This window comes from Xanthobacter aminoxidans (genome assembly GCF_023571765.1).
Lineage (GTDB): Bacteria > Pseudomonadota > Alphaproteobacteria > Rhizobiales > Xanthobacteraceae > Xanthobacter > Xanthobacter aminoxidans.
Genome location: NZ_JAMJXC010000017.1, coordinates 1 through 22,793, shown reverse-complemented (window position 1 = coordinate 22,793; position 22,793 = coordinate 1). Strand labels below are relative to the sequence as shown.

At 66.9% G+C, this 22,793-nt stretch carries 22 protein-coding genes and 1 tRNA gene; 18 read left to right on the top strand and 5 right to left on the bottom strand.

The window, feature by feature from the left end; genetic code table 11:
- Positions 1-66: 66 nt before the first annotated feature.
- Positions 67-1,347 carry a D-amino acid dehydrogenase gene (locus tag EJ105_RS21235; protein WP_347881337.1) on the bottom strand — a complete coding sequence of 427 codons (1,281 nt, stop codon included), beginning with the start codon at positions 1,345-1,347 and terminating at the stop codon, positions 67-69.
- Positions 1,348-1,794: 447 nt separating this feature from the next.
- Here EJ105_RS21235 and EJ105_RS21230 point away from each other — a divergent pair, with 447 nt between their 5' ends.
- From EJ105_RS21230 to ppk2, 3 genes are all read left to right on the top strand, one after another.
- Entirely contained in the window at positions 1,795-2,034 is a 240-nt protein-coding gene (locus EJ105_RS21230) for a hypothetical protein (RefSeq protein ID WP_250167897.1), read from the top strand.
- Between the two features lie 225 nt (positions 2,035-2,259).
- Positions 2,260-2,742: a hypothetical protein gene (locus EJ105_RS21225; RefSeq protein WP_029555503.1), complete on the top strand. Its 483-nt coding sequence runs from the start codon at positions 2,260-2,262 to the stop codon at positions 2,740-2,742.
- Positions 2,743-2,785: 43 nt separating this feature from the next.
- The gene (ppk2, locus tag EJ105_RS21220) at positions 2,786-3,637 is read left to right on the top strand and encodes a polyphosphate kinase 2 (RefSeq protein ID WP_029555504.1); all 852 of its coding nucleotides are present in this window, start codon (positions 2,786-2,788) and stop codon (positions 3,635-3,637) included.
- Positions 3,638-3,703: 66 nt separating this feature from the next.
- Here ppk2 and EJ105_RS21215 read toward each other — a convergent pair whose 3' ends face one another.
- Positions 3,704-3,946, bottom strand: a complete 243-nt coding sequence (locus EJ105_RS21215; protein WP_024280606.1) for a hypothetical protein — start codon at positions 3,944-3,946, stop codon at positions 3,704-3,706.
- A 564-nt stretch (positions 3,947-4,510) separates the two neighbouring features.
- Between EJ105_RS21215 and treS the strand changes: the two genes are divergently transcribed.
- Together treS and EJ105_RS21205 are read left to right on the top strand one after the other, a co-directional pair.
- On the top strand, positions 4,511-7,714 hold the full coding sequence (gene treS, locus EJ105_RS21210; RefSeq protein WP_250167896.1) for a maltose alpha-D-glucosyltransferase: 3,204 nt from the start codon (positions 4,511-4,513) through the stop codon (positions 7,712-7,714).
- A gap of 65 nt (positions 7,715-7,779) precedes the next feature.
- Positions 7,780-8,160 (top strand): hypothetical protein, encoded by a 381-nt coding sequence (locus EJ105_RS21205; protein WP_250167895.1) that lies wholly within the window; start codon positions 7,780-7,782, stop codon positions 8,158-8,160.
- Between the two features lie 33 nt (positions 8,161-8,193).
- Here EJ105_RS21205 and EJ105_RS21200 read toward each other — a convergent pair whose 3' ends face one another.
- On the bottom strand, positions 8,194-9,150 hold the full coding sequence (locus EJ105_RS21200) for a pirin family protein (RefSeq protein WP_250167894.1): 957 nt from the start codon (positions 9,148-9,150) through the stop codon (positions 8,194-8,196).
- Between the two features lie 251 nt (positions 9,151-9,401).
- Here EJ105_RS21200 and EJ105_RS21195 point away from each other — a divergent pair, with 251 nt between their 5' ends.
- The 4 genes from EJ105_RS21195 (at position 9,402) to EJ105_RS21180 (ending at position 12,430) form a co-directional block, all read left to right on the top strand.
- On the top strand, positions 9,402-9,566 hold the full coding sequence (locus tag EJ105_RS21195; protein ID WP_081762738.1) for a Flp family type IVb pilin: 165 nt from the start codon (positions 9,402-9,404) through the stop codon (positions 9,564-9,566).
- Between the two features lie 13 nt (positions 9,567-9,579).
- A complete protein-coding gene (locus EJ105_RS21190; protein ID WP_250167893.1) occupies positions 9,580-10,065 on the top strand; it encodes an A24 family peptidase in 486 nt (161 codons plus the stop codon).
- Positions 10,066-10,201: 136 nt separating this feature from the next.
- On the top strand, positions 10,202-11,569 hold the full coding sequence (locus EJ105_RS21185) for a leucyl aminopeptidase family protein (protein WP_250167892.1): 1,368 nt from the start codon (positions 10,202-10,204) through the stop codon (positions 11,567-11,569).
- Between the two features lie 3 nt (positions 11,570-11,572).
- A complete protein-coding gene (locus tag EJ105_RS21180; RefSeq protein ID WP_250167891.1) occupies positions 11,573-12,430 on the top strand; it encodes a C40 family peptidase in 858 nt (285 codons plus the stop codon).
- A gap of 27 nt (positions 12,431-12,457) precedes the next feature.
- Here the strand turns inward: EJ105_RS21180 and EJ105_RS21175 are convergent, their stop codons facing one another.
- Positions 12,458-14,032, bottom strand: a complete 1,575-nt coding sequence (locus tag EJ105_RS21175) for a sensor domain-containing diguanylate cyclase (protein WP_250167890.1) — start codon at positions 14,030-14,032, stop codon at positions 12,458-12,460.
- Between the two features lie 190 nt (positions 14,033-14,222).
- On the opposite strand from EJ105_RS21175, the gene EJ105_RS21170 reads away from it, so the two are divergent.
- From EJ105_RS21170 to EJ105_RS21130, 9 genes are all read left to right on the top strand, one after another.
- Complete coding sequence (locus EJ105_RS21170; protein WP_250167889.1) at positions 14,223-14,921, top strand: YggS family pyridoxal phosphate-dependent enzyme; 699 nt, start codon at positions 14,223-14,225, stop codon at positions 14,919-14,921.
- Between the two features lie 44 nt (positions 14,922-14,965).
- Positions 14,966-15,041 (top strand) — tRNA-Glu (locus tag EJ105_RS21165).
- A gap of 107 nt (positions 15,042-15,148) precedes the next feature.
- Positions 15,149-16,999: a site-specific integrase gene (locus tag EJ105_RS21160; protein ID WP_250167888.1), complete on the top strand. Its 1,851-nt coding sequence runs from the start codon at positions 15,149-15,151 to the stop codon at positions 16,997-16,999.
- Positions 17,000-17,277: 278 nt separating this feature from the next.
- Positions 17,278-17,448, top strand: coding sequence for a ubiquitin family protein (locus EJ105_RS21155; RefSeq protein WP_250167887.1), 171 nt, complete (start codon positions 17,278-17,280; stop codon positions 17,446-17,448).
- Complete coding sequence (gene rnhA / locus EJ105_RS21150; RefSeq protein WP_250167886.1) at positions 17,445-17,954, top strand: ribonuclease HI; 510 nt, start codon at positions 17,445-17,447, stop codon at positions 17,952-17,954. The genes EJ105_RS21155 and rnhA overlap by 4 nt, the downstream gene beginning before the upstream one ends.
- Positions 17,951-18,676 (top strand): ParB/RepB/Spo0J family partition protein, encoded by a 726-nt coding sequence (locus tag EJ105_RS21145; protein ID WP_250167885.1) that lies wholly within the window; start codon positions 17,951-17,953, stop codon positions 18,674-18,676. The genes rnhA and EJ105_RS21145 overlap by 4 nt, the downstream gene beginning before the upstream one ends.
- 417 nt (positions 18,677-19,093) lie before the next feature.
- Positions 19,094-19,717, top strand: coding sequence for a recombinase family protein (locus EJ105_RS21140; protein WP_250167884.1), 624 nt, complete (start codon positions 19,094-19,096; stop codon positions 19,715-19,717).
- 97 nt (positions 19,718-19,814) lie between these two features.
- Complete coding sequence (locus EJ105_RS21135; RefSeq protein WP_250167883.1) at positions 19,815-20,546, top strand: hypothetical protein; 732 nt, start codon at positions 19,815-19,817, stop codon at positions 20,544-20,546.
- On the top strand, positions 20,527-21,645 hold the full coding sequence (locus EJ105_RS21130; RefSeq protein WP_250167882.1) for an XRE family transcriptional regulator: 1,119 nt from the start codon (positions 20,527-20,529) through the stop codon (positions 21,643-21,645). Before EJ105_RS21135 ends, EJ105_RS21130 begins: the two co-directional genes overlap by 20 nt.
- 527 nt (positions 21,646-22,172) lie before the next feature.
- On the opposite strand, the gene EJ105_RS21125 is transcribed toward EJ105_RS21130, so the two are convergent.
- A complete protein-coding gene (locus EJ105_RS21125; protein WP_284145575.1) occupies positions 22,173-22,763 on the bottom strand; it encodes a very short patch repair endonuclease in 591 nt (196 codons plus the stop codon).
- Between the last annotated feature and the right edge of the window lie 30 nt (positions 22,764-22,793).

The following is a 22,793-nucleotide window of genomic DNA, read 5'->3' as shown; positions in this document are numbered from 1 at the left end:
CCCGCCTCCGCGCGCTGGTTTGGCGCAGGCGCGGCGGCGGCGCAAGGTCCGGCTTGAGCGGAAGCCTCAGGCGGCTTCCGCGTAGCGGGCGACGGAGAGGTCCGACGTGTCGATCTCCGGCGCGCGGCCGCCGATGATGTCGGCGAGCACGCGGCCCGAGCCGCAGGCCATGGTCCAGCCCAAAGTCCCGTGGCCGGTGTTGGTGTAGAGATTGGCGAAGCGCGTGGCGCCGACGATGGGCGTGCCGTCCGGCGTCATGGGGCGCAGGCCGGTCCAGAAGGTCGCCTTCTCGATGTCGCCTCCGGCCGGGAAGAGATCGCCCACCGAATAGGCCAGCGTCGCCCGGCGCGGCGCGCGAAGCGAGAGGTTGAAGCCGGCGAGTTCCGCCGTACCGCCCACGCGGATGCGGTCGCCGAGGCGGGTGATGGCCACCTTGTAGGTCTCGTCCATCACGGTCGAGCGCGGCGCCGCGTCCGGATCGACGATGGGCAGGGTCAGGGAATAGCCCTTCACTGGATAGACCGGCAGGCGGATGCCCAGCGGCGCGAGCAGGGCCGGCGTGTAGCTGCCCATGGCCGCAACATAGGCATCGGCCGTGAGCACCTCGCCGCCCGACAGGGCGACGCCGGTGATGCGCCCGCCGTCCTCCCGCAGCGCATCGACGGTGACGTCATAGCGGAAGGTGACGCCCTGGCGCGCGCAGATCTCGGCGAGGCGCTGGGTGAAGAGGTGCGCGTCGCCCGTCTCGTCCCCCGGCAGCCTCAGGCCGCCCACGAACTTGCCGCGGACGCGCGCCAGCGCCGGCTCGGCACGGATGCAGCCTGCGGGATCAAGCAAATCGTAGGGGACGCCGTGGACATCCAGCACCTCGGTGTCGGTGTGCACGTGGTCGAGCTGCTTCTGGGTGCGGAACAGCTGGAGCGTGCCGAGCGTGCGTTCGTCATAGGTGATGCCGGTGTCCTTGCGCAGCTCGTCCAGCGCGTCCCGGCTGAATTCGGCGAGGCGCACCATGCGCGCCTTGTTGCGGCGATAGGCGGCCTCGGTGCAGTTGGCGAGCATCCGCGCCAGCCAGAAATAGAGCTTGGGGTCGAGGCCGGGCCACACCACCAGCGGGCGATGGTGCATGAGCAGCCACTTGACGGCCTTCACCGGAATGCCCGGCCCGGCCCAGGGCGAGGAATAGCCCGGCGAGACCTGCCCAGCATTGGCGAAGGAGGTCTCCATGCCGGCCGCCGGCTGGCGGTCGAGCACCGTCACCTCGTGTCCGGCCCTGGAGAGATAATAGGCGGATGTCGTGCCGACGACGCCGCTGCCGAGAATCAGAATGCGCATGGCCTTGCACCCCACGCCGCCGGCCGAGGGGGTCACTGGCCCGGCCGGATGGTTAGCGACAATTCTACGCCGGAAGACGGCGCATTTGCCCTCAGGCTGGCAAGATCCGTGCCCTCGAACAGCGACGAATGCGGGCGCATCCGAGCCCCTTCACAACAACGTGCTGTGTCGCCCGCCCGCGACGGCGCGCGCCGTTCCGCCGGCCGGACCACCTCGTGGAATCGGCTGCGGCATTCGGTCTTTCGATACCGACGCACAAAATTTGATCGCGATCAAGGAATGGGCGCCGCCCCCTGCTTAGCGTTTCGGGATTGCGGGGGCTTTCCGGGGCCAGCCGGGTTGCGAGAGACAATCCGGCGGTTCCTCCGGCAGCGGCATCGGGGCGTGTCCGGCGTTTCAGGGCAGGCCTTCGGGAAGGTGCCTGCAGCGCTTTTCTTGATCCCTTCCAGAGGAGACCTTGTGATGAATGCCCTTGCCCAGCCCATCGCGGCGGCCGTCGAAGCTTCCGCCACCGATGACGTGCTGATCCACGTCCGCTTCGCGCCCAACGCCGATATCTTCACCATTGACCGCCTGCCCGTGGGCCAGAGCGGCAAGGCGTGGTTCGATCACCTCTATGCCAACGCCTCGTCCTACTACCGGACCTTTGCCAACGGCCGCGGCTTCTTCCGCATTCCGGCTTCCGTCTTCGCGACGCTCTGAGCGCGCCCCTCAAGACCAGAATCCTCCGGGTTCGACCTTCGGGTCGAAACGAGAGGCCGGCGCCAGCTCTCCGGCGCCGGCCTTTTTGTTTGCCTTGTGCGCCGTTCTGCGCGTCTCGTGGGGGTGTGAACGCGAGCGGGGCCGGAAAGAGTTGATATCGGACAACGACGCCGCTTAGCTCATGGAGAAACTGCGGCCGGACCGCATTTCCAAACGGAGAGACCCATGCCCCAGGCAGCGCAGCAGAATACCACGCTGGGCGACGAGAGCTTCATGAGCGCGGACGACCTGCGCGCGTACATGCAAGAGATCGAAAAGGCCAAGCTGTCCAAGGAATTCTCCGCCATGGACCGGGCCGACAAGGCCCGCGAGGAGCTCATCAAGACGCTGTCCCAGCCGCTCGATCTCACGCCCGAGACGCTGCATGAGATCTCCCAGAATCTCCTCACGAAGATCCGCCTTGCCGCCCAGCGCGGCGAGACCGAGATCATGGTGATGCGCTTTCCCAACGTACTGTGCAGCGACAAGGGCCGCGCCATCAACAATGCGGAAGAGGGCTGGCCCGACACCCTCACCGGCCGCCCGCGCCAGGCCTACGAGCTGTGGCGCGACTACCTCCGGCAGGGCCACTACAAGCTCAAGGCCATGATCGTGGACTGGCCGAACGGCATGCCCGGCGACGTGGGCTTCTTCCTCAGCTGGGCCTGACCCGCCCCGTCTCAACGGAGCGGTTTTTAGGGAGGACGCCGCCATGGCGCACAAGCACAAGAAGAAGCACAAGACCCAGGCGATCCTGCCTCCGTCCGGCACGGACGGCGGCAGCCCTGCCGCCCCGCTCTCGCGCAAGGAATATGAGGCGGAGCTGAAGCACCTGCATGCCGAGCTGGTGAAGCTTCAGCTCTGGGTGAAGCACACGGGCGCGAAGATCTGCATCGTCTTCGAGGGCCGCGACGGGGCCGGCAAGGGCGGCGTCATCAAGGCCATCATGGAGCGGGTGAGCCCGCGCATCTTCCGCGTGGTGGCCCTGCCGCCGCCCACGGAGCGCGAGAAATCGCAGATGTTCATCCAGCGCTACGTGACGCACCTGCCGGCTGGCGGGGAAATCATCATCTTCGACCGCTCCTGGTACAACCGGGCCGGCGTCGACCGCGTGATGGGCTTCTGCACGGAGGAGCAGTCGAAGAAGTTTCTGGAAAGCGTGCCCTACGTGGAGCAGTCCATCGTCGAATCGGGCGTGATCCTGCTCAAGTACTGGCTCGAAGTGTCGGAGGAGGAGCAGACCCGGCGGATGGAGAGCCGCATCGACGATCCGCGCAAGATCTGGAAGCTCTCGCCGATGGATCTGGAATCCTACGCGCGCTGGTTCGACTATTCCCGCGCCCGGGATGCCATGTTCGAGGCATCAGACACCATGTGGGCGCCATGGTTCGTGGCCTTCTCCGACGACAAGAAGCGCGCGCGCCTCAACATCATCTCCCATCTCCTGTCCCGCATCCCCTACGAGGATGTGCCGCGGGAGAAGATCAAGCTGCCCAAGCGCCAGAAGGACCCCGATTACGTGGAGGCGGACTATGCCCGCCATCGCGTGCCGGAAAGGTTCTGAGGGCGCAGCCGCTCTATCGGGAGGATACTCAGGGCGGCGCTTTCCGCGACCGCCCTGCCGTCCGTGTCACATCATCCGGCGCTGAGCGTCGGGAGACAGGCGCATGGCATCGGCGAAAGTCTCGAACGCCACCCAGGCCCGGCGCTGAAGCTCGGGCAGGCGGGCGGCCTCCATCTGGTCCACCAGCATCTCGGCGTGCTCCCCCACGGGGTGGGAGCGCATCAAACCGATGGCGTCGTCTAGCGAGCGCAGGACGATGCAGGAGCCATCGATGCAGATCTTCAGCGGGTGGCGGGCGGCATCGAACATGGGCGGTCCTCCGTGTCGGCTGTGGGGCAGCTGGGGCTTCGCGTCAGGTTCTGCCGGCCAACGGCGCTTGGCGCCTCCCGCATATTGGGGAGAGCGGCAAACGCGCGACGCATGACCGGATCGGGGGCGGACTCGTATGAGCCCACACGACCGTCGAAACGCGGTTCGGGCCCAAAGGTTCCATCCCTCGCGAGAAAAAAATTCTCTGTCGGCATCCTTCATTTTCGGGATGCCGGCAGCGCCCCTTCGCGCGAAACAGGACGGGCGCCGATATTGCCACGGCAAACTGACGCGCCAGCCGGACGGCATTCCCCCGCATGCCGTCCGGCTGCCCCAATTGTCCCCTGAACTCTCCCTGACAGACCGGAACCGCCACGCTCCAGCCGCGTTAGGCAAGCGTGGCCACTCACTCGGCGCGTCCGCTGCAAATGCGATGCGCCGGCCGGGTCGCCTGTCCCTCCACGACGGTTCAAGGGAGCACCGTGCCTTTCTGCCCCGCCCCGATCTCGTCCGCCCCGGCCGCCCCGCGTGGCCCAAAGCCCTCCGGAACCGGGAGCCTCGGCCATGCCTGAGCCCGTCACCGCCGGCGACAACCCTCTGTGGTACAAGGACGCCATCGTCTATCAGCTGCATGTGAAGTCGTTTTTCGACGCCAATGGCGACGGCATCGGCGACTTCCGCGGGCTGATCTCCAAGCTCGACTACATCGCCGACCTCGGCGCCACCGCCGTCTGGCTCCTGCCCTTCTATCCCTCGCCCCGGCGCGACGATGGCTATGACATCGCGCTCTATGAGGGCGTGTCGCCGGACTACGGCACCATGGACGAAGCGCGGCGCTTCATTGCCGAGGCCCATGCGCGCGGACTGCGCGTCATCACCGAGCTGGTCATCAACCACACGAGCGACCAGCACCCCTGGTTCCAGGCCGCGCGGCGCGCGCCCAAGGGTAGCCCGGAGCGCAACCTCTATGTCTGGGCAGACGACGACAAGGGCTATCCCGGCGTGCCTATCGTGTTCTGCGACGTGGAGAAATCCAACTGGAGCTGGGACGAGGTGGCTGGCCAGTTCTACTGGCACCGCTTCTATGCCCACCAACCGGACCTCAACTTCGACAATCCCGAGGTGCTGGAGCGCGTCCTCTCCGTCATGAGCTTCTGGCTGGACATGGGGGTGGACGGCCTGCGGCTCGACGCCGTGCCCTATCTGGTAGAGCGCGAGGGCACCGACTGCGCCAACCTGCCCGAGACCCACGCCATCCTGAAGAAGATCCGCGCCCATCTCGATGCCCACTACAAGGGCCGGATGCTGCTCGCCGAGGCCAATCTCTGGCCGGAGGACACCCAGCAATATTTCGGCCCGAACGCGGACGAATGCCACATGGCATTCCACTTCCCGCTGATGCCGCGCATGTACATGGCCATCGCCAAGGAGGACCGCTTCCCGGTCACCGACATCCTGCGCCAAACGCCGGCCATCCCGGCGACCTGCCAGTGGGCCATCTTCCTGCGCAACCACGACGAGCTGACGCTGGAGACCGTCACTGACGCGGAACGGGACTATCTCTGGAGCATCTACGCCTCGGACCGGCGCGCCCGCATCAACCTCGGCATCCGCCGCCGCCTTGCCCCGCTGCTGGAGCGGGACCGACGGCGCATCGAGCTGATGAACTCCCTGCTGCTCACTTTGCCCGGAACGCCCGTCATCTATTACGGTGACGAGATCGGCATGGGCGACAACATCCATCTCGGCGACCGCGACGGCGTACGCACGCCCATGCAGTGGTCGCCGGACCGCAACGGCGGCTTCTCCAGGGCCGATCCTGAAAAGCTCGTGCTGCCGGTGATCCAGGATCCGCTCTACGGCTTCCCGGCGGTGAATGTGGAAGCGCAGTCGCGCGATGCCCATTCCATGCTGAACTGGACACGGCGCTTCCTCGCCGTGCGCAAGGAGCAGCCGGCATTCGGGCGCGGCACTTTCCGCCTGGTGTTCCCGCGCAACCGGCGCATCCTTGCCTATCTGCGCGAATTTGAGGGCGAGGCGGTGCTGTGCGTCGCCAACCTCGCCCACACCTTGCAGGGGGTGGAGCTGGACCTCGCCGAGTTCGAGCGGCGCGTGCCGGTGGACCTCGTGAGCGGCACCAGCCTGCCGGCGCTCGACCGCGCGCCCCTCGTGCTCACGCTGCCGCCCTACGGCTTCTACGCCTTCCGCCTCTCCACCACGGCGGCGGAACCCGCCTGGCGCGATCCCGCGCCGGAGATGCTGCCGGAATTCGCCACCCTCGTGGTCCGCGACGGGCTGATGGGTGCCCTCTCCGACGCCCATCGCGCGGTCATCGAGACCGAGGCGCTGCCGCAATATCTGGCGCGGCGACGCTGGTTTCCCGGCACGGCCAAGGACATCGGGGCGGTGCGCATCGGCTGGGTCATGCGCCTGCCGGGCACCGAGCGGGACGTGGCCATGGCGGAGATCGAGGCCGATCTCGCCGGGCGCACCGAGCGCTTCCTCATGTCCTTCTGCGTGGCGTGGGAGGACCAGCATCCCCCCGCCATCGCCGAGCAACTGGCCCTGACCCGCGTGCGGCAGGGCCGGCGCGTGGGCTTCCTCACCGATGCCATGGTGCTGGACGGGCTGCCCGCCGGCGTGCTGCGCGCGCTGCGGCAGGCCGAGCCGGTGCCCCTGCCCGATGGCGGCGCGCTGGTGTTCTCGCCCACCGACCGGCTCGACGGCCTCGACGTGGAGCGGGGGGCGCTGTGCGAGCTCGCCGATGCCGACGAACCGGCAGCGAGCCTCGTCGTCACCGACAAGGTGGCGGTGAAGCTGTTCCGCCACATGGAGTTCGGCCGCACCGGCGAGATGGAGATGGCGCGCCACCTGACCGCCCTCGACTTCCCCCACGTGCCGCCGCTGATCGGCGCCATCACCCGCACCCGGCCGGAAGGCGGATCGGCCCAGGTGGCGCTCGCCTATGGCTTCGTGCGCAACCAGGGCAATGCCGCCGGCTGGACCCTGGCGCAGGTGCAGCGTGCGCTCGATGCCGCAGCCCTGCCCGATGGCGGCCACCAGCATTTCGAGGAGGAGGTGGCGGGCGTGCTCCGGCTGCTGCGCGCCAGCGCCCGGCGGCTGGCCGAACTGCATACTGTTCTGTCGGCCCCCGCCGCCGATCCGGCCTTCGCGCCGGGCGTCGCCTCTGCCGATGAGATCGATAGCTGGCTTCGCCAGACCATGGATGCCGTGCGTGCCGCGCCGGACGCCCTTTTCGGTGTCGATCGGGATTGGCTCGGGGCACAAATGCGGGAGCGCATCGCCGGCCCGCTCGCAGGCACGGACGTGCCGGTGATCCGCACCCACGGACGCTTCGACCTCGACCATCTGCTGGTGTCCGGGAGCGATGCGGTCATCACCGGCGCTCAGGGCGAGCGGGCGAACGGCTGGCGCGATGTCGCCGAACTGCTCGCCTCCCTTGTGTACACCCTGGCGCGCGTCACTGCCGGCGAGGCTGGCGTCGCCCGCGACGCGTCGGAACTGCGGGCGGAGCTTCTCGCCGCCTTCCGCTCCCGCGCCGAGCGCGCGGTGCTCGCCGCCTATGCAGAGGGAGCGCCGGACGGCGGCCGAGGCCGGCCCCTGCTCGATCTCTTCCTAATGGAAGCGCTCGCGCGCCGCCTGCAGACAGGATCGGACCTGCGTCCGGGCGAGCGTCGGGAGATCGCCGCCGGCCTTGAGCGTGTCGCCGCCCGTCTCGCACGGCAGGAGGCTGCCCTTGATGCGTGAGGCGGAATGTCGACGGGGAACGGGCGGCTCTGCCGTTCGTTGATGGTGCAGAGGAGATTGATGCCATGACCCCCGCTGCCTCCACCGCGTCCCCCCGCACCGCCACGCTCGACCAGCGCCTGGACGAGGCGCTGGAAGAGTCCTTCCCCGCCAGCGATCCCCCGTCCGTCACCCGCGCCCCGAAGGCGGACGGCGAGCCGCGGGACGCCGCCGCGCGCGAAAAGGAGCGTGTCTCCGACGAACTGGACGAGGCACTTGAGGATTCTTTCCCCGCCAGCGACCCGCCCTCCCTCACTCGTGCGTCGAAGCCCGAAGGCGACCCGGCGGCGGATACGGAAGACGGTGCGCACGAGAAAAGGAAGGCCTCCGACCGCCTGGACGAAGCGTTGAAGGAGAGCTTTCCCGCCAGCGACACCCCGGCGCAGCTCCAGCCTGGCAAGGCTTGAGCATGCGCGCAAGGGCGCGCCGTCCCCGGCCCCTCAGCCCCGTGGGCTCTGGGGGCGGGGGCGGCCGGCGCCATCGTCCGGCGCAGGGATGAATTCGTCGTGGTCCATGGGGATGAGGTCGAACCGCCCCTCCCGCCATGCGGCCTTGGCCGCGTCCAGCCGATCGAGGCTCGACGACACGAAATTCCACCAGATGTAGCGCGGCCCCTCCAGCGGCTCACCGCCCACCAGCATCAGTCGCGCCGGGGTCCGTGCCCGGACGGAGGTGGCAACGCCGCGCCGGATCACCAGCATCTGGCCGGCGGGAAAGGTGGTGCCGTCCACCTCCACCTCACCCTCCAGCGTGAACAGCGCGCGGTCCTCGTGGGTGGGATCAACAGGCACATGGGCGCCCGCAGCCAGCTGGATTTCCACATAGGTCGCGGGCGAGGCGAGCGCGACGGGCGACGTCGCCCCGAAGGCGCTGCCGAGAATCACCCGCGCCTTGACCCCGCCGTCCGCCACCACCGGCAGCGCCTCGCTGTCCGCGTGGAGGAAGTCCGGGCTGGTCTCTTCCAGCGCCTTGGGCAGCGCGATCCAGCTCTGGATGCCGAACAGCGGCCCCCCGCGCGCCTTCACGGAGGCGTCGTGCCGCTCGGAATGAACGATGCCGCGCCCGGCGGTCATGAGGTTCACGGCGCCCGGCTCGATCACCCGCTCGGAGCCGAGGCTGTCGCGGTGGATCATGCTGCCTTCGAACAAATAGGTCACGGTGGCGAGGCCGATGTGCGGGTGCGGGCGCACATCCTGCGCCTGCGCCGCAGAGAATCGCACTGGCCCCATCCGGTCGAAGAAGATGAAGGGGCCGATCATCTGGCCCTGCACGGAGGGCAGCACGCGGGCCACCTCCATGCCGCCGATGTCGTGGGCGCGGGGGACAATCACGGTCTCGACGGCCGCGCAACTCGCGGCATCACCGGGGACGGGATCGGGGGTCGGGGAGAAGCTCATGGCGGGAGCTTGCCGGCCTCCGGCGCCGCCGTCAAAGGGCGATCCGCGCCCCCGGCGTCAAAGACGCGCAAGCGGAACCGTTAACCTTTCAAGCAACCGGCACGCGCAGTGGACGTTCTCGGCCGCGGTTTTTTACTTCCCCGCAAGGGAGCCGCCCTAGCGTCGGCTCTGCCACGGCAACCCCGTCGCGGCATCCAAGTTGCGGCCCGCCGTTGCGGCGGTCACGCGCCGCCATTGACCGGATTTGAGCCATGAAGCTTCTTTTCTCGCGCTTCATCAAGGAAGAGGACGGCTCCACCGCCCTCGAATACGGCCTCATCGCTGCCGGCCTCTCCATCGCCATCGTCACGGTGCTGGTGCAGATCGCCTCCACCTTCGCCCGGCTTCAGGCCTCCTCGGCCGCCGCCGGGAACTGACCGCACGATGGGGATGGGCCACATCAGGATCGCCGAGCTTCTGCTGCTCGGCCTCTATCCGGCATTGCTGTGCGCGTCGATCGGCGCGGACCTCGCCCGCCGGATCATCCCCAATGCCGTGGTCGTCTGCCTGATCGCCGCCTTCGCCGCCGTCACCCAGTTCACACCCGTCCCGGACCTCATCTTCCGCCTCGCTGCCGCCAGCGCCGTCACGGCGCTGGGCTTCTCCCTGTTCGCGGAGGACATCATCGGCGCGGGAGATGCCAAACTGGCCGGCGCCATCGTGCTGTGGGTGGATCCGCTGCACCTGCCCCTGTTCGTGCTCGCCACCGGAACCATCGGCGCCCTGCTGGGCATCGCCGCCGCCGCGCGCCATCGCCTCGCGGGCCCGGCCGGCGCAGAACTTCCCGACCGGCACCGGACCAGCCTGCCCTATGGCGTGGCGCTGGCGGGCGCCGGCCTCCTCATCCATCCCCTGTCCAGCCTGCTGCATCCCTGACCGGCTCCGCCTTGGACGGCGGCGCGGCGGGGCATCTTGCAGGCGATCGCGGCGCGGACCACCATGCGCCGTCTGCGCGGTGCCGGATGGCGGAACCATTGCCTGTCCCCCCGGCGCGGCGCGAGGAGTTCCGTTGATGATCGATTGCTTTGCCCCGTCGTCCGCCGTCAGCCTGCCCGTCTGGTGCGTCACCAAGGACACCTTCGCCTCCGCTCCCATTCCCGAGGCCGCGCGCCGCTTTGCCGAGGCGGCCGGCTTCTCCGGCGCCGCCGGCAAGCTGCTGCTGCTCCCGAACGCCGACGGCGGACTGGCCGGTGCCCTGTTCGGCATCGCCCCCGCGCCCAAGGCCGATGCCTTCGCCACCGGCGCCCTGCCCGGCCTGCTCCCCGAGGGCACCTGGCGGCTGGAGGGCGAGGTGCCGAGCCCCCGCCTCGCCGCCCTCGCCTTCGCGCTGGGCTGCTACCGCTTCTCCACCTACCGCGCTGCCAAGGCCCCCAAGGTGCAGCTCGTGGTGCCGGAGGGTGTGGACGCCGCCCAGCTCCGCCGCACGGTGGAGGCGGTGACGCTCACCCGCGATCTCGTCAACACCCCGGCCAACGACCTCGGCCCGGCCGAGCTGGAGGATGCGGCCCGCACCCTTGCCGCCCGCCATGGCGCGCGCTTCCGCTCCATCGTCGGTGACGCGCTGCTGGCGCAGAATTTCCCCTTGATCCACGCGGTGGGCCTTGCCGCCGCCCGCGCCCCGCGCCTGATCGAGATCCGCGCCGGCGACCCGACCCATCCCAAGGTGACGCTGGTGGGCAAGGGCGTGTGCTTCGACACCGGCGGCCTGGATCTCAAGCCCTCCTCGGCCATGCTGCTGATGAAGAAGGATATGGGCGGCGCCGCCAATGCGCTGGGCCTCACCCACATGCTGCTGTCGCGCGGCGCGAAGGTGAATTTGCGCGTGCTGATCCCGGCGGTGGAGAATTCCGTCTCCGGCGCCGCCTTCCGTCCCGGCGACGTGCTGCGCAGCCGCAAGGGCATTTCGGTGGAGATCGGCAACACCGACGCCGAGGGACGTCTGGTGCTGGCCGATGCCCTCGCCCTCGCGGACGAGGAAGCGCCCGACCTCGTGATCGACTTCGCCACCCTCACCGGCGCCGCCCGCGTCGCCCTCGGTCCGCAGCTTCCCGCCGCCTTCACCGACGACGAGGACTTCGCCGCCGACCTCTCCCGCCACGCCATGGTGGAGGCCGACCCGCTGTGGCGCCTGCCCCTGTGGGCGCCCTACGCGGGCATGCTCGATTCGAAGGTGGCCGACATCAACAATGTCTCCTCCGGCGGCTTCGCCGGCGCCATCACCGCAGCCCTGTTCCTCGCCAAATTTGTGGAGAAGGCGCGCTCCCATCTCCACCTCGACCTGTTCGCCTGGAACCCCAGCAGCCGGCCGGGCCGGCCCGAAGGCGGCGAGGCGCAGACCATCCGGGCGCTGGACGCCCTCATTGCCGAGCGGTTCGGCTGAGCCATGGCCTTCTCACTCCCGCCGGGCCTCGACGCCCGGCTGACCCCTGCCCGCGCCGACCTCGCTGCCACAAGCCTCAAGGGGCTGGTGGACGTTCCCCGCTTCGTGGAAGGCGAGATGCGGCGCGTGGCCGTGCCCGTCGCCCCCCTGCGCCGCCGCCCCGCCAGCGACGCCCCGCTCGAGACCGAAGCGCTGTTCGGCGAGCGGGTGCGCCTGTTCGAAGAGGATGCGGAAGGCTGGGCCTGGGTGCAGCTGGAGGCGGACAATTACGTGGGCTACATGCCCGCCGAAGCCCTCGCCCCGGACGGGACCGCGCCCGCGCACAAGGTGTCGGCGCTGCGGACCTTCCTGTTTCCGGGCCCGGACATCAAGCTGCCGCCCCGCGACGCGCTGGTGTTCGGCAGCCGCGTCGTGGTCCGCTCCACCTCCGGCGGCTTCGCCCTGACGACGGACGGCTGCCTGCCGGCCGTCCACGTGGTGCCCGCGGACGAGCGCGAGGGTGATTTCGTCGCCGTCGCCGCCCGCTTCCTCGGCGTGCCCTATCTGTGGGGCGGCCGCTCCAGCCTCGGCATCGACTGCTCGGGCCTGGTGCAGACCGCGCTTGCCGCCACCGGCGTCCGCGCGCCGCGTGACAGCGACATGCAGGAGAAGGCCATCGGTACAGCTATCCCGCTCGATGCCCCCATCAAGCGGGGCGATCTGCTGTTCTGGCCGGGGCATGTGGGCATCGCCGAGGACGCGGAGACGCTCCTCCATGCCAACGCCTTCCACATGGCGGTGGCGCGCGAGTCCCTCGCCGGCGCGCTGGAGCGCATCAAGGCCGCGGGGCTCGACCTCAGGACCATCCGCCGGCCGGGCTGAGGGCTTCACGCATCAGCCATCCACGCATCAGCTATGCGCGATCACCCGGTCGCGGCCGGCGCGCTTGGCTTCGTAGAGCGCGGCATCCGCGGCGGCGATGAGGGCGTCCGGGCTGCCCTCCGCCGTCGGCACAACGGACGCGACGCCGAAGCTCGCCGTCACCCGACGGCGCGGCGCGGCGGGATGCTCGATGGCGATTTCGGTGAGGAGGCGCCGCACATCCTCTGCGAAGGCGACTCCGGCGTCGATATCGGCGCCCGACATGAGCACCACGAATTCCTCGCCGCCGTAGCGCGCCACAAGGTGCGACGTGCCGGCCGCCGCTGCCGACAGCATCCGCGACACCGCCCTCAGGGCTTCGTCACCCTGGAGGTGGCCGCGCGTGTCGTTGAAGGCCTTGAAGTGGTCCACATCCAGCATCACCAGCGTGAGCGGCATGCCCTCGCCGCGCGCCCGCACCCAGTCCTGCGAGAATTGCACATCGAAGGTCCGCCGGTTGGCGAGGCCGGTGAGCCCGTCGGTCCGCGCCAGCGAGGCGAGGCGGCCGTTCATGGTCCTCAGTTCGTTGTTGCGCTGGGACAGGCGCCGCGCCATCTCGTTGAAGGCGTTGACCAAGGGAGAGAATTCCGCGACGCCCATGTCGTTCACGTGGTCCGCCTCGCCGCGCCCCACCGCCGCCACGGCCCGGGTGAGACGGGCGATGGGCGCGATCACGATTCGCTCCTCGGCAATCCAGGCGAGCAGCAGGAAGCAGGCGAGCGCGATGAAATAGGCCAGCGCCGTCGAGCGGACCTTGCTGTCGATGGGTCCCACCGCTTTCGACGTCTCGATGCCCACGGCGATGCTGATGGGCAGGTGGCCGAAGCCCTCGAACGCGAAGATGCGCTCTGTACCGTCGAAACCCGGAACCCTGACGATGCCGGACTCCTTCGCCCGTACGGCCCGCGTGAGGGGATGATCGGGAAAGCTGTGTTCCACGATGTCCGGCATCGTGGGGTAACGCACCAGCACCGTACCGTTCCGCCCGATGAGATCCACCACCACGCCCAGTTCCACCGCGCTGCCGGCCGCGATCCGCGACAGCCATTGCAGGTCGAGCACGACGCCGGTCACGGCCCGCACCGCATTGCCCGGGCCGCGCTCCGCCCGCATCAGGAACACCGAATTTCGCCCGCTGACCCGCGAGACGAACATCTCGGTCATCACAACCCCGTCGGCGGCGAGGGCATCGCGGAAGTAGTCCCGCTCGGAAATGTTCACGCCAAGAGCGAGCGGCGCATGGGCACAGCGGACGAGGCCCGCCGCATCCGCGACGAACGCGCCCTGGATGCCGGCCACCTCGTCGGCGAGGCGCGACAACTGCCGGCTGCAGGCGACGGGGTCCGCCAACATCCGGTCGGCCATGCGGGACAGCACTTCGAGCACCGTCAACGCCCGAGACATGCCTTCCATCTGGGCGAGCTTGGCGCTGCGGGCGAAATTCCGCACATCCTCCTCGAGCGCGGAGACCTGCTCCTGCCGCTCGGCCACGAGCGCAAGCATCCGCTCCACCGACAGGGGCACGGCCACCAGGCAGACCAGGAACAGGACGCGCAGGCGCAAGCTCGAGCGCCGCCCGGGAGCTGCCGCCCCGCCTCCCCCGTTACGCTCGACCATACCGGCCAGCCCCCCCTGCCGCTCGGTAGCTTCACCCGAGCTGCTCGCTTCTTCTACCTGCTTCTTGATTGGAAAGGGAGATCGGTTCATGTCCTCGGCGCGGGCAAGGACCCGGCGCAACGGCGGGAGCAGGATCATGAACGACGGCGGAACGGCGCCCGAAAGCACGGCACGGCTCGCAGCGGTGCGCCGCGATATCGCCGAGAGCTGTGCGGAATGCGGCCGTTCGGCCGATCAGGTGACGCTGGTTGCAGTTTCCAAGACCTTCCCGGACGAGGACATCCTGCCCGTGCTTGAAGCCGGCCAGCGCGTGTTCGGCGAGAACCGGGTGCAGGAGGCGCGCGACAAATGGCCCGGCCTCAGGGAGCGCTACGGCGATGTGGAGCTCCACCTCATCGGCCCGCTCCAGTCCAACAAGGCGCGGGAGGCCGTGGCCCTGTTCGACGTGATCCACACCGTCGACCGGCCGAAGATCGCCGCCGCCCTCGCCGAAGAGATGGCCCGGCAGGAGCGCCGGCCGCGGTTGTTCGTGCAGATCAACACCGGCGCCGAACCGCAGAAGGCGGGCGTGCTGCCCGAGGAGGCCGACGCTTTCATTGCCCAATGCCGCGATATCCACAGGCTGGAGATCGCCGGCCTCATGTGCATTCCGCCGGCCGAGGACGTGCCCGACCCGCACTTCGCCCTGCTCGCCGAAATCGCGGCGCGCAACGGTCTTTCGGGCCTTTCCATGGGCATGAGCGCCGACTTTTCCGCCGCCATCCGCCAGGGCGCCACCCATGTGCGCATCGGCAGCGCCATCTTCGGCCACCGCCCGAGCCCGAAGGAGGCTTGAAGTCCCCCGCATTCGCCGCTATAGAGCCCTCCTCCTCGCGAGATGCTCCCATCGTCTAGCGGTCTAGGACGTCGCCCTCTCACGGCGAAAACAGGGGTTCGAGTCCCCTTGGGAGCGCCACGCCTTCTTCAAGGCCTTGATCCAGCGAAGAAATCAGCATAGCCAACAGCTTGCGTCGGCCCGGTGCTACATGCACGTGCTACATGGGCCGCATAGTGATGGCGTTCATGACGTACCTGATCCGGCGTGGAGCGACTTGGCATTTCCGCTTCCGCCTGCCTGACGATCTGAGGGGCAAGGTCGCGCCCAATCGCATTCCTGATCACCTCGGCAAGTTGGTGAACCGGAAGGCGGGCAGCTTCAAGCATGAGATCACCGAGTCGCTGCGAACCTCTGACAATTCGATCGCTCGCGCCCGTGTCGGAGTGCTCATTTCTGACAGCGAGTTCCTTGTGCGTGACGCTCGTCGGTTTCTCACCGAAGGAGCACCACGAACACTCTCTCCCGAAGTGGTCGAATACCTCGCCACGCGGCGGGTTCATGAGCTTCTCGCGCACGATGATGCGCTACGCGTGAAGGGACTGGGCCTCGATCTTCGGCCGATGCGGCATGCTGCTCTTGCCGGGCTGACAATCGGCGGCTCGCCACCAGAAACCATTCCAGTGACTGGCGTCGCGGCGAAGCCCCAAGGCATGACGGTGGACGACTGGGAACTGCTCTCCTTTGCCACGGATCGGGGCAACGATCAGTTGAAGGTCGGAGTGGCCTTCGGCCGGGCGCCCGACTGGGTGCAACAAGCCTTAGCCGAGGCTTTGGCAGATCGCCGTGTTCTCATCGACCCGGACTCCGCGGAATGGCGCGAGCTGGAGCGGGCGTTTCTTGGAGCCACGCAGCAAGCCTTCCAGGCGATGCAGTCCCGGAACAGCGGGATATTCGCTCCCACCCCTTCTAAGCCACTCGATCCGGCGGAAAAACTGGGGCCACATCTATCGGAGGCCTTCGCGGCTTGGAAGACAGGCGCCCTCGTCCCCGGCGCGAAAGTTCCCGCTGCCAACAGCGCTGCTGAGGCTGAATACGCCGTTCGCCGGTTTCGCGAGCTTTATGGCGATGTCCGGATCGGGGCCATAACGCGGGAACAGGCGCGGGGCTTCAGGGATTCGCTCTGGCGTTTGCCGACCCGGTTGCCCGAAACGATCGAGCGGCTTCGCTTGCCGGACATTCTTGCCCGGAGCGACCTCGGCCGCTTCCCACGGCGGGCTCCCGGAACGCTCGGCAAGCACATCACGCTCATCTCCTCGATCGTCGAGAAGGCGGCCCGCGCACATGACCTCGCATTCAAGGGCACTGGCTGGGCAAACCCGTTCAATGGCCTGCGGCCCGAAGTACAAAGCGAGCGTGAGCGGCAGAGCTTCCAGCCTGACGAACTGGAGGCATTATTCGGCTCCCCGATCTACGCGACCGGCGCTCGCCCACGTGGCGGGGCCGGAGAAGCATCCTTCTGGCTGCCGCTTCTGGGACTGCTGACGGGCGCACGCCTTGGTGAGTTGTGCCAACTCCGGCTTTGCGACGTGAAGCTCAACGGGCAAGCCGGCCTTTATCTCGACATCGGCACTTCCGGTGGGAGAACCGTGAAGACGGCAACCTCGCGCCGCCGCATCCCGTTACACCCGGCGCTTATGGAAATCGGATTTCCGGCCTATCTCGCTGTCCGGCGCAGTGAGACCCGGATCGAGGACGATCTGCTGTTCTCGGGCCTTGCCGTCCGTGGCGGTCGTGCGCCTGGAGCGCAATGGTCGAAGTGGTTCAGTCGCTGGCGAACGGAACACCTCAAGCTCGCCAGCGAAGAGGAGCGTAAAGACTTCCACTCCTTTCGCCATACCTTCAAGGACATGTGCCGCGAAGCCGCGATCGAAGAGGAAGTGCATGATGCGCTCACTGGCCACGCAGGCGGGGGCGTCGGGCGCCGCTATGGCAATGCCGGCGTGCCTCTCGCCGTGCTGACGGAGGCGGTGGCGCGGATCAAGGTGCCCGATGTGGTCGCCCGCCTGCGGTGGATGACAGTCATCGACAAGCCCTGACGCTCGATTGGGAAGGGGCAGGCCAGCTTCAGGCTTACGGAGCCTTGCCGAGGTCCGTCGCCCCCGACCAAATCCCCTGTCCATCAGCGTGAGTTCAGGCCCTCACCCCCTCTCCAAGGCGATTCGAGAGGCCTCCGAATTAGGTCCCATAACAGCCTAACTTGCACCTTCCGCGAGAGAAATTTCGCGAGAGCAGCAGAGGCTCCCTTCCCGTATCGGACGCGAGCAATCGCCACCCGCGATCGCCCCGCTCCGCGGGCAAAAACGGAACCTACATCATGACCACCTCTTCGCCTCCCGTCGTGCGGCGCGGCATGGCTGTCATCGGCCACAACATCCACGCGTCTCTCCCCTCATGGACCATTTCCGCAGTTCTTCCCCCCGCCCTGGTCCTCATCATCCCCGACAACCTCTCGTCCTTCTTCGCGCTCTCCGGAGGCGCCGCATGATCACGGCCCACGCAGACGGCTCCTGCCTTGGCAACCCCGGTCCCGGCGGGTGGGCGGTAGTCATCCTCGACACCGATGGCACTGCCCGCACCCTCACGGGCTCCGAACCCGACACCACGAACAACCGCATGGAACTGACGGCCGCCCTCACGGCGCTCGGGGCATTGCCCGTCGACGTTCCTGCCGTGCTGTTCTGCGATAGCGAATATGTCGTGAAGGGCCTGACTACCTGGCTGGCGTCCTGGCAGCGGCGTGGCTGGAAGACTGCCCAGGGCAAGCCCGTCGCCAACGCCGACCTCTGGCGCCGGCTTGGCGAGGCCCAGGCGGCTCGGCCTCTCGTGGACATCAGTTGGGTACGCGGCCACAACGGCAACACCTTGAACGAAACCGTCGACCGGCTTGCCCGGGCGGAGGCCGAAAAGGCGAAGCTCGCCAAGCGTTGCGCCCCCCGCCCTGCCCTCTCGGCTCCTCTCCCGTTCGGCCGCATGACGGGCGCGGCCCGATGACGAACCATCATCCCAACGCCACCGCATCGGGCGCCTCGACCTGCGTCGATATCGCCGACATCATCACGCGAGCCGATTGGCAGGTCCGGGTTCAACTCGACCTCGGGACCGTGCGCACCTATGCCGGCGTCACGCGAGCGGGCGGCATTCTGCCCCCCGTCTCCCTCGCCCGCATCGACGGTGCGCTCTATCTCGTTGACGGCTGGCATCGTCTGAAAGCCGCAAAGGTCAACGGCGAGACGTTCATCGACGCATCCGTCTCCGACATGGCAGAGGATGCGGCGCGGTGGGCGGCAGCCCAGGCGAACCTCACCCATGGCCTGCCCCTCAAGCGCAGCGAGGTGCGGAACGTCTTCCGCGCCTACGTCGGGAGCGGCCAGCACCGGGACGGTGTGCGGTTCAAGTCCTATCGCCAGATCGCGTCGGACCTCGCCCATCAGGTCGGCCACACCACCGTCAGGAACTGGATGCAGCAGGACTTCCCTGCCGTCTCCAGTGCCATGGGCGGGGCCGAGCCGGTTGCGGAAGCGGGCGGCCTGCGTGACGCACCTGCCATCACGCCACTCTCCCGCGCCAAGGCGAGCGTCGATCAGGCGGCAGCGGAGGCCCGTCGCCTCTCCCCGGAGGAGCGCCGGGAGCTGCTGGATCACATGCAGCAGGTCGCCGCACAGGTGGCCGGAGCCTTGCCGTGGGAGGACGGCGGGGAAGGCCCAGGGTTCTAGGCAGGAAGCGCTGTTCAAAATGAACAGTGCAGACACCAGAAGGGGCCGGCAGCCCTGACGCCGTAAGGCGTCCAGCCGTCGCGCCCCCAGATCAAGACGACCTCCGGCAAAAATCGCCGGAATTTCCGAAGGCCCATCGATCGTATCATGTTCGCGCATTTCCCCCCGTGGCGCCCCCTTCGCGTCATAGGGGGGGCGACCTGCGCGGAGGCCCCGAGCCGATGCGAGCCCGCCCAGGTGATACCCCGCGCCACCGTTCTGCCGGCCTTCACCGCAAGTGCCGAGGGCATACCGAAACCCTCCCTGAAAATCGCTCCCCGCGCCCTCGCATTCATGCGGGTTTGCGGAGGGCGCTTGACCCATCCCGTAAACATTTGTTATCAGTATGGTCATCGACAGCTTCCCGGAGCCCCTGCCGTGTCCCGCAAGACCGCTCGCCGCGTCGCCCTCTACCTGCGCGTCTCCACCTCCGAACAGACCACCGAGAACCAGCGTCGCGAGCTTCAGGCCGTGGCGGAGAAGGCCGGCTGGGAGGTGGTGGCCGTGTTCGAGGATGCCGGCGTCTCTGGCGCCAAGGGCCGCGACCAGCGCCCCGGCTACGACGCCATGCTGAAGGCCGTCACCCGTCGCGAGGTGGATATGGTGGCCGCGTGGTCGGTAGACCGCCTGGGCCGCTCCATGGCGGACCTCGTGGCCTTCCTCGGCGAGCTTCACGCCCGCGGCGCCGACCTCTACCTGCACCAGCAAGCTCTGGACACCACGACGCCCTCCGGCCGGGCCATGTTCCAGATGATGGGCGTGTTCGCCGAGTACGAACGGGCCATGATCCGGGAGCGCGTGAACGCTGGCCTGGCGCGGGCGAAGGCGGAGGGCAAGAAGTTGGGGCGGCCCACCGTGGGCGCCGAGACCGAGGCCCAGATCAAGGAGCTTCGGGCTCAGGGCATGGGGATGCTGAAGGTGGCGAAGACGCTGGGGGTGGGCGTGTCGGCGGTGCAGCGGGTGGTGGGGATGGGCGATGGAACGGAGCAGGGGCGGCCGTAATCTCCTCTTGGCGGATCGGCGATTGAGGACGTGCGCCCCCGCCCATCTGTTTCTTTCAGGCGACCCGAGCATAAATATTCAAGCCGTGAATGGTGCTATGAATATTTTTGCCCTCGGCCTGATCCAGTGCTATAAGGGTGTTCACGGAACGAAAGGCGGCATTCACGTGGATAGGGACAGCGCGTTGCATGCCCTCCGGGAGCGCTATGGCGTCCCGGTATGGGCACTCATAGGGCAGCTTGAGGTCACTTTGTCGGACTACGCCGAGGTGACGCACGCTGACTTGTCCGACCCCCGTGCATTGGGTTCAATTCTCAACAGCGCTCTCCCTGAGGCCGCCGTTGCTGCCGGACTGCACGAGCATGGGTTGGAGGTTCGGTATTGCCCTAACGGGCGGAGCAATAAAATCGCCGGTACATTCCGCTCGGGTGACACGGAGTACGGCGTAAGCTTCGAGTTACATTTGTCAGGACCGCAGGGCGGCACGTCGAAGTCGACGCATCAGTTTGCCGGAGACGACATCGAGACGACCCCGATGTTTGCAGGCTTTGCAGAAGCTGCTCCGCCTGACATTCTTCTTTTTCTTGCCTGCCATCTGAGCGGAACGGGCGTGTCCGTCGCTCGAGCCTTCTTCAAATTCGCCGACAAGGTGGACCAACGCAAGATCGAAGTCCATCGCGGGGCTCCTGCGGGAGCCATGGATACGATCGACACGCGTCCGGCGGATGGCCCGGCAGGTTATAAGCTGACAATTAAGAAGCCGAAGGGGGATCAGACTGAAAATGGCAGCACGTCCGATAAACGGGGAGATGCTGCTTCTAGCTCGTAACAGGCGCCGCAAAACGCAAACACAGTTGGCCGCGGAGTCCGGGGTAGCGCAAGCCGCGATTTCCCGGATTGAAAACGGCACTCGAGACGCGCTATCGCTGGAAGAAATCCAAGCGATTGCGCGTGTTTTGCGATTCCCGGTGAGCTTCTTTTACGAGCAGGAGCCGCACTATCGCATCCCGCTGAGCCTCCACGGCGCGGCGTTCCGTAAACGCGCGTCCGTCTCCGCGAAGGAGCAGCATGCGGTAGTTGCGCTCGCCAACCATTTCGCGCTCCAGTTTAGGAGACTTCTCGATGCAATCGATATTGAACCACAGTACCCTCTGCTCCAATTCGAAGTTCTAAGCAATAAATCCAGTGTCAGCGAGCATGCGCTGGCAGTGTCATCCCCTAACGAGGCTGCGCAAAAAGTCCGCGCATCGTGGCAGTTAGGCGATGGGCCTATGACAAACCTTGTCCAATATGTCGAAGCGACAGGCGTCCTAGTGGTCGAAGGAGATTTTGGGGAGACGGACGTTGATGGCCTGACGCTTAGACCTCCGGGCATGCGGCCGATCGTGCTACTCAATCGGAATCGTCCTGCGGATCGAAAGCGTTTCAGCTTAGCTCACGAATACGGACATGTTGTTCTGCATCCATTCCCCTACGACGCGATGGAAAAGGAAGCGAACGAGTTCGCCGCTGAATTGCTGATGCCCCGCGCGGGCATTATCCCAGATTTGGCTCAGGTTATAACGATTCCGAGACTGGGAAGACTCAAACAAAAATGGCGAGTAGCAATGTCCGCCCTCATATATCGCGCTAAAACGCTCGGAACTATCTCCGATGAGGCGGCGACGAACCTGTACAAAATCATGAATATGCATGGATACCGGAAGCGGGAGCCGATCGAATTTGACATTGCTCCAGATGCCGGCAAGCTCGCTTCTCAGTTGGTTGCTCTTCATCTGAGCGACCTCGGCTATTCGTTAGAGGAGTTGGCCGCAGCGCTCAGGACAGAGCCGGAAGAGTTTGCGGAGATGCACGGTCTCCTAGCCCCCTCGACCTCTGCCGCAGGCAAATCTAAGCCCAAGCTTCAGCTTGTGGTCAACCGGGACTGACGCCCAAATTGGCAGTCCCTCCTTTTTCGATTTGTGTGCCGTCCAAGGTTGCTGGGCGGCACACCAACATGCTACATGGGAGTCTCAGGACCGTCGCAATCGGCTGGCTGATTTCATCGAAATATCAAGACCTTGCTATCGCTTTCGACAATGGCGCCAGCGTCTCCCCTTGGGAGCGCCATTCTTTTCAAGACCTTAGCCCCGCCCGCTGCGGGGCTTTTGCGTTTTTGGGAAGAATTTGGGGAGTATGCGTCGGCGGACGCGGGCGGATTTTGGCGAGTCGCTTGGGAGGCTGAACGTCGCGCTACCTGGGGCCATGGCGGGAGGGCCCGCCTCTCCGAGGCGCGATGGATCTGCGTACAAGTGAGCCGAAAGCAGGCCTAACTCGCAGCCCGATCAGCAAGTATGAAAAATGGGCGGCGCCTAACGTGGGGTTGGCCGACAGCTGCGGATCGACAGGGCTTTCAACGACATCTACTTTAAGACTAATGGTCGTTCATAACATCCATACACGATCCGATAAGCAATTAATCGATGAGACACAGCGGCCTGAAGACCTTAATGTCCGCCTGCGATAATGCATTGGCTTTTAGGTCGTGGTCCCGTTTCCCCATCTCTTCGAAGCCGGCATCATTTCGGATGAACACCGCCATACGTTCACTGAGCTCCATTGGCGTCAGCCGGTGCTTCCCGCGGAGCGCGCATTCCCATACCCAGAGGCTTCGCCAGCCGGCCGCGCGCAGTCCGGCGACCGCTGCCTCGTCACGGTGGCGGTTACCCGCGATTTTGGACGACCAGAAGTCCGTCCGGGTCGCCGGCATGCGGAACAGCGAACAGCCATGCCCGTGCCAGAAACAGCCATGGACGAAAATCGCTGCCCGATAACGGGGTAAGATGATGTCGGGGCAGCCCGGCAGATCACGGCGATGCAGCCGGAACCGGAAACCCGCATAGTGCAACAGTCTGCGCACCGTCATTTCGGGCCGCGTATCCTTCGCCCGCACCCGGCGCATGTTGAGTCTGACGTGAGCCCCTGATCCTCGTCCAGATTTAGGTAGAGTCCGTCGATCATGGAGACGGACGATGCGAGCCTCACGGTTCACAGAGGAACAGATCATAGGGATGCTGAAGGAGCAGGAGGCGGGCGC

Coding starts and splice junctions, on each gene's coding strand:
- EJ105_RS21130 (WP_250167882.1), top strand. CDS start 20,527: ATGCTGCTTCTAGCTCGTAACAGGCGCCGCAAAACGCAAACACAGTTG.
- treS (WP_250167896.1), top strand. CDS start 4,511: ATGCCTGAGCCCGTCACCGCCGGCGACAACCCTCTGTGGTACAAGGAC.
- EJ105_RS21170 (WP_250167889.1), top strand. CDS start 14,223: ATGAACGACGGCGGAACGGCGCCCGAAAGCACGGCACGGCTCGCAGCG.
- EJ105_RS21230 (WP_250167897.1), top strand. CDS start 1,795: ATGAATGCCCTTGCCCAGCCCATCGCGGCGGCCGTCGAAGCTTCCGCC.
- EJ105_RS21215 (WP_024280606.1), bottom strand. CDS start 3,946: ATGTTCGATGCCGCCCGCCACCCGCTGAAGATCTGCATCGATGGCTCC.
- EJ105_RS21185 (WP_250167892.1), top strand. CDS start 10,202: ATGATCGATTGCTTTGCCCCGTCGTCCGCCGTCAGCCTGCCCGTCTGG.
- EJ105_RS21190 (WP_250167893.1), top strand. CDS start 9,580: ATGGGCCACATCAGGATCGCCGAGCTTCTGCTGCTCGGCCTCTATCCG.
- EJ105_RS21200 (WP_250167894.1), bottom strand. CDS start 9,150: ATGAGCTTCTCCCCGACCCCCGATCCCGTCCCCGGTGATGCCGCGAGT.
- EJ105_RS21125 (WP_284145575.1), bottom strand. CDS start 22,763: ATGATCTGTTCCTCTGTGAACCGTGAGGCTCGCATCGTCCGTCTCCAT.
- EJ105_RS21180 (WP_250167891.1), top strand. CDS start 11,573: ATGGCCTTCTCACTCCCGCCGGGCCTCGACGCCCGGCTGACCCCTGCC.
- rnhA (WP_250167886.1), top strand. CDS start 17,445: ATGATCACGGCCCACGCAGACGGCTCCTGCCTTGGCAACCCCGGTCCC.
- EJ105_RS21160 (WP_250167888.1), top strand. CDS start 15,149: ATGACGTACCTGATCCGGCGTGGAGCGACTTGGCATTTCCGCTTCCGC.
- EJ105_RS21155 (WP_250167887.1), top strand. CDS start 17,278: ATGACCACCTCTTCGCCTCCCGTCGTGCGGCGCGGCATGGCTGTCATC.
- ppk2 (WP_029555504.1), top strand. CDS start 2,786: ATGGCGCACAAGCACAAGAAGAAGCACAAGACCCAGGCGATCCTGCCT.
- EJ105_RS21225 (WP_029555503.1), top strand. CDS start 2,260: ATGCCCCAGGCAGCGCAGCAGAATACCACGCTGGGCGACGAGAGCTTC.
- EJ105_RS21145 (WP_250167885.1), top strand. CDS start 17,951: ATGACGAACCATCATCCCAACGCCACCGCATCGGGCGCCTCGACCTGC.
- EJ105_RS21195 (WP_081762738.1), top strand. CDS start 9,402: ATGAAGCTTCTTTTCTCGCGCTTCATCAAGGAAGAGGACGGCTCCACC.
- EJ105_RS21135 (WP_250167883.1), top strand. CDS start 19,815: ATGAATATTTTTGCCCTCGGCCTGATCCAGTGCTATAAGGGTGTTCAC.
- EJ105_RS21205 (WP_250167895.1), top strand. CDS start 7,780: ATGACCCCCGCTGCCTCCACCGCGTCCCCCCGCACCGCCACGCTCGAC.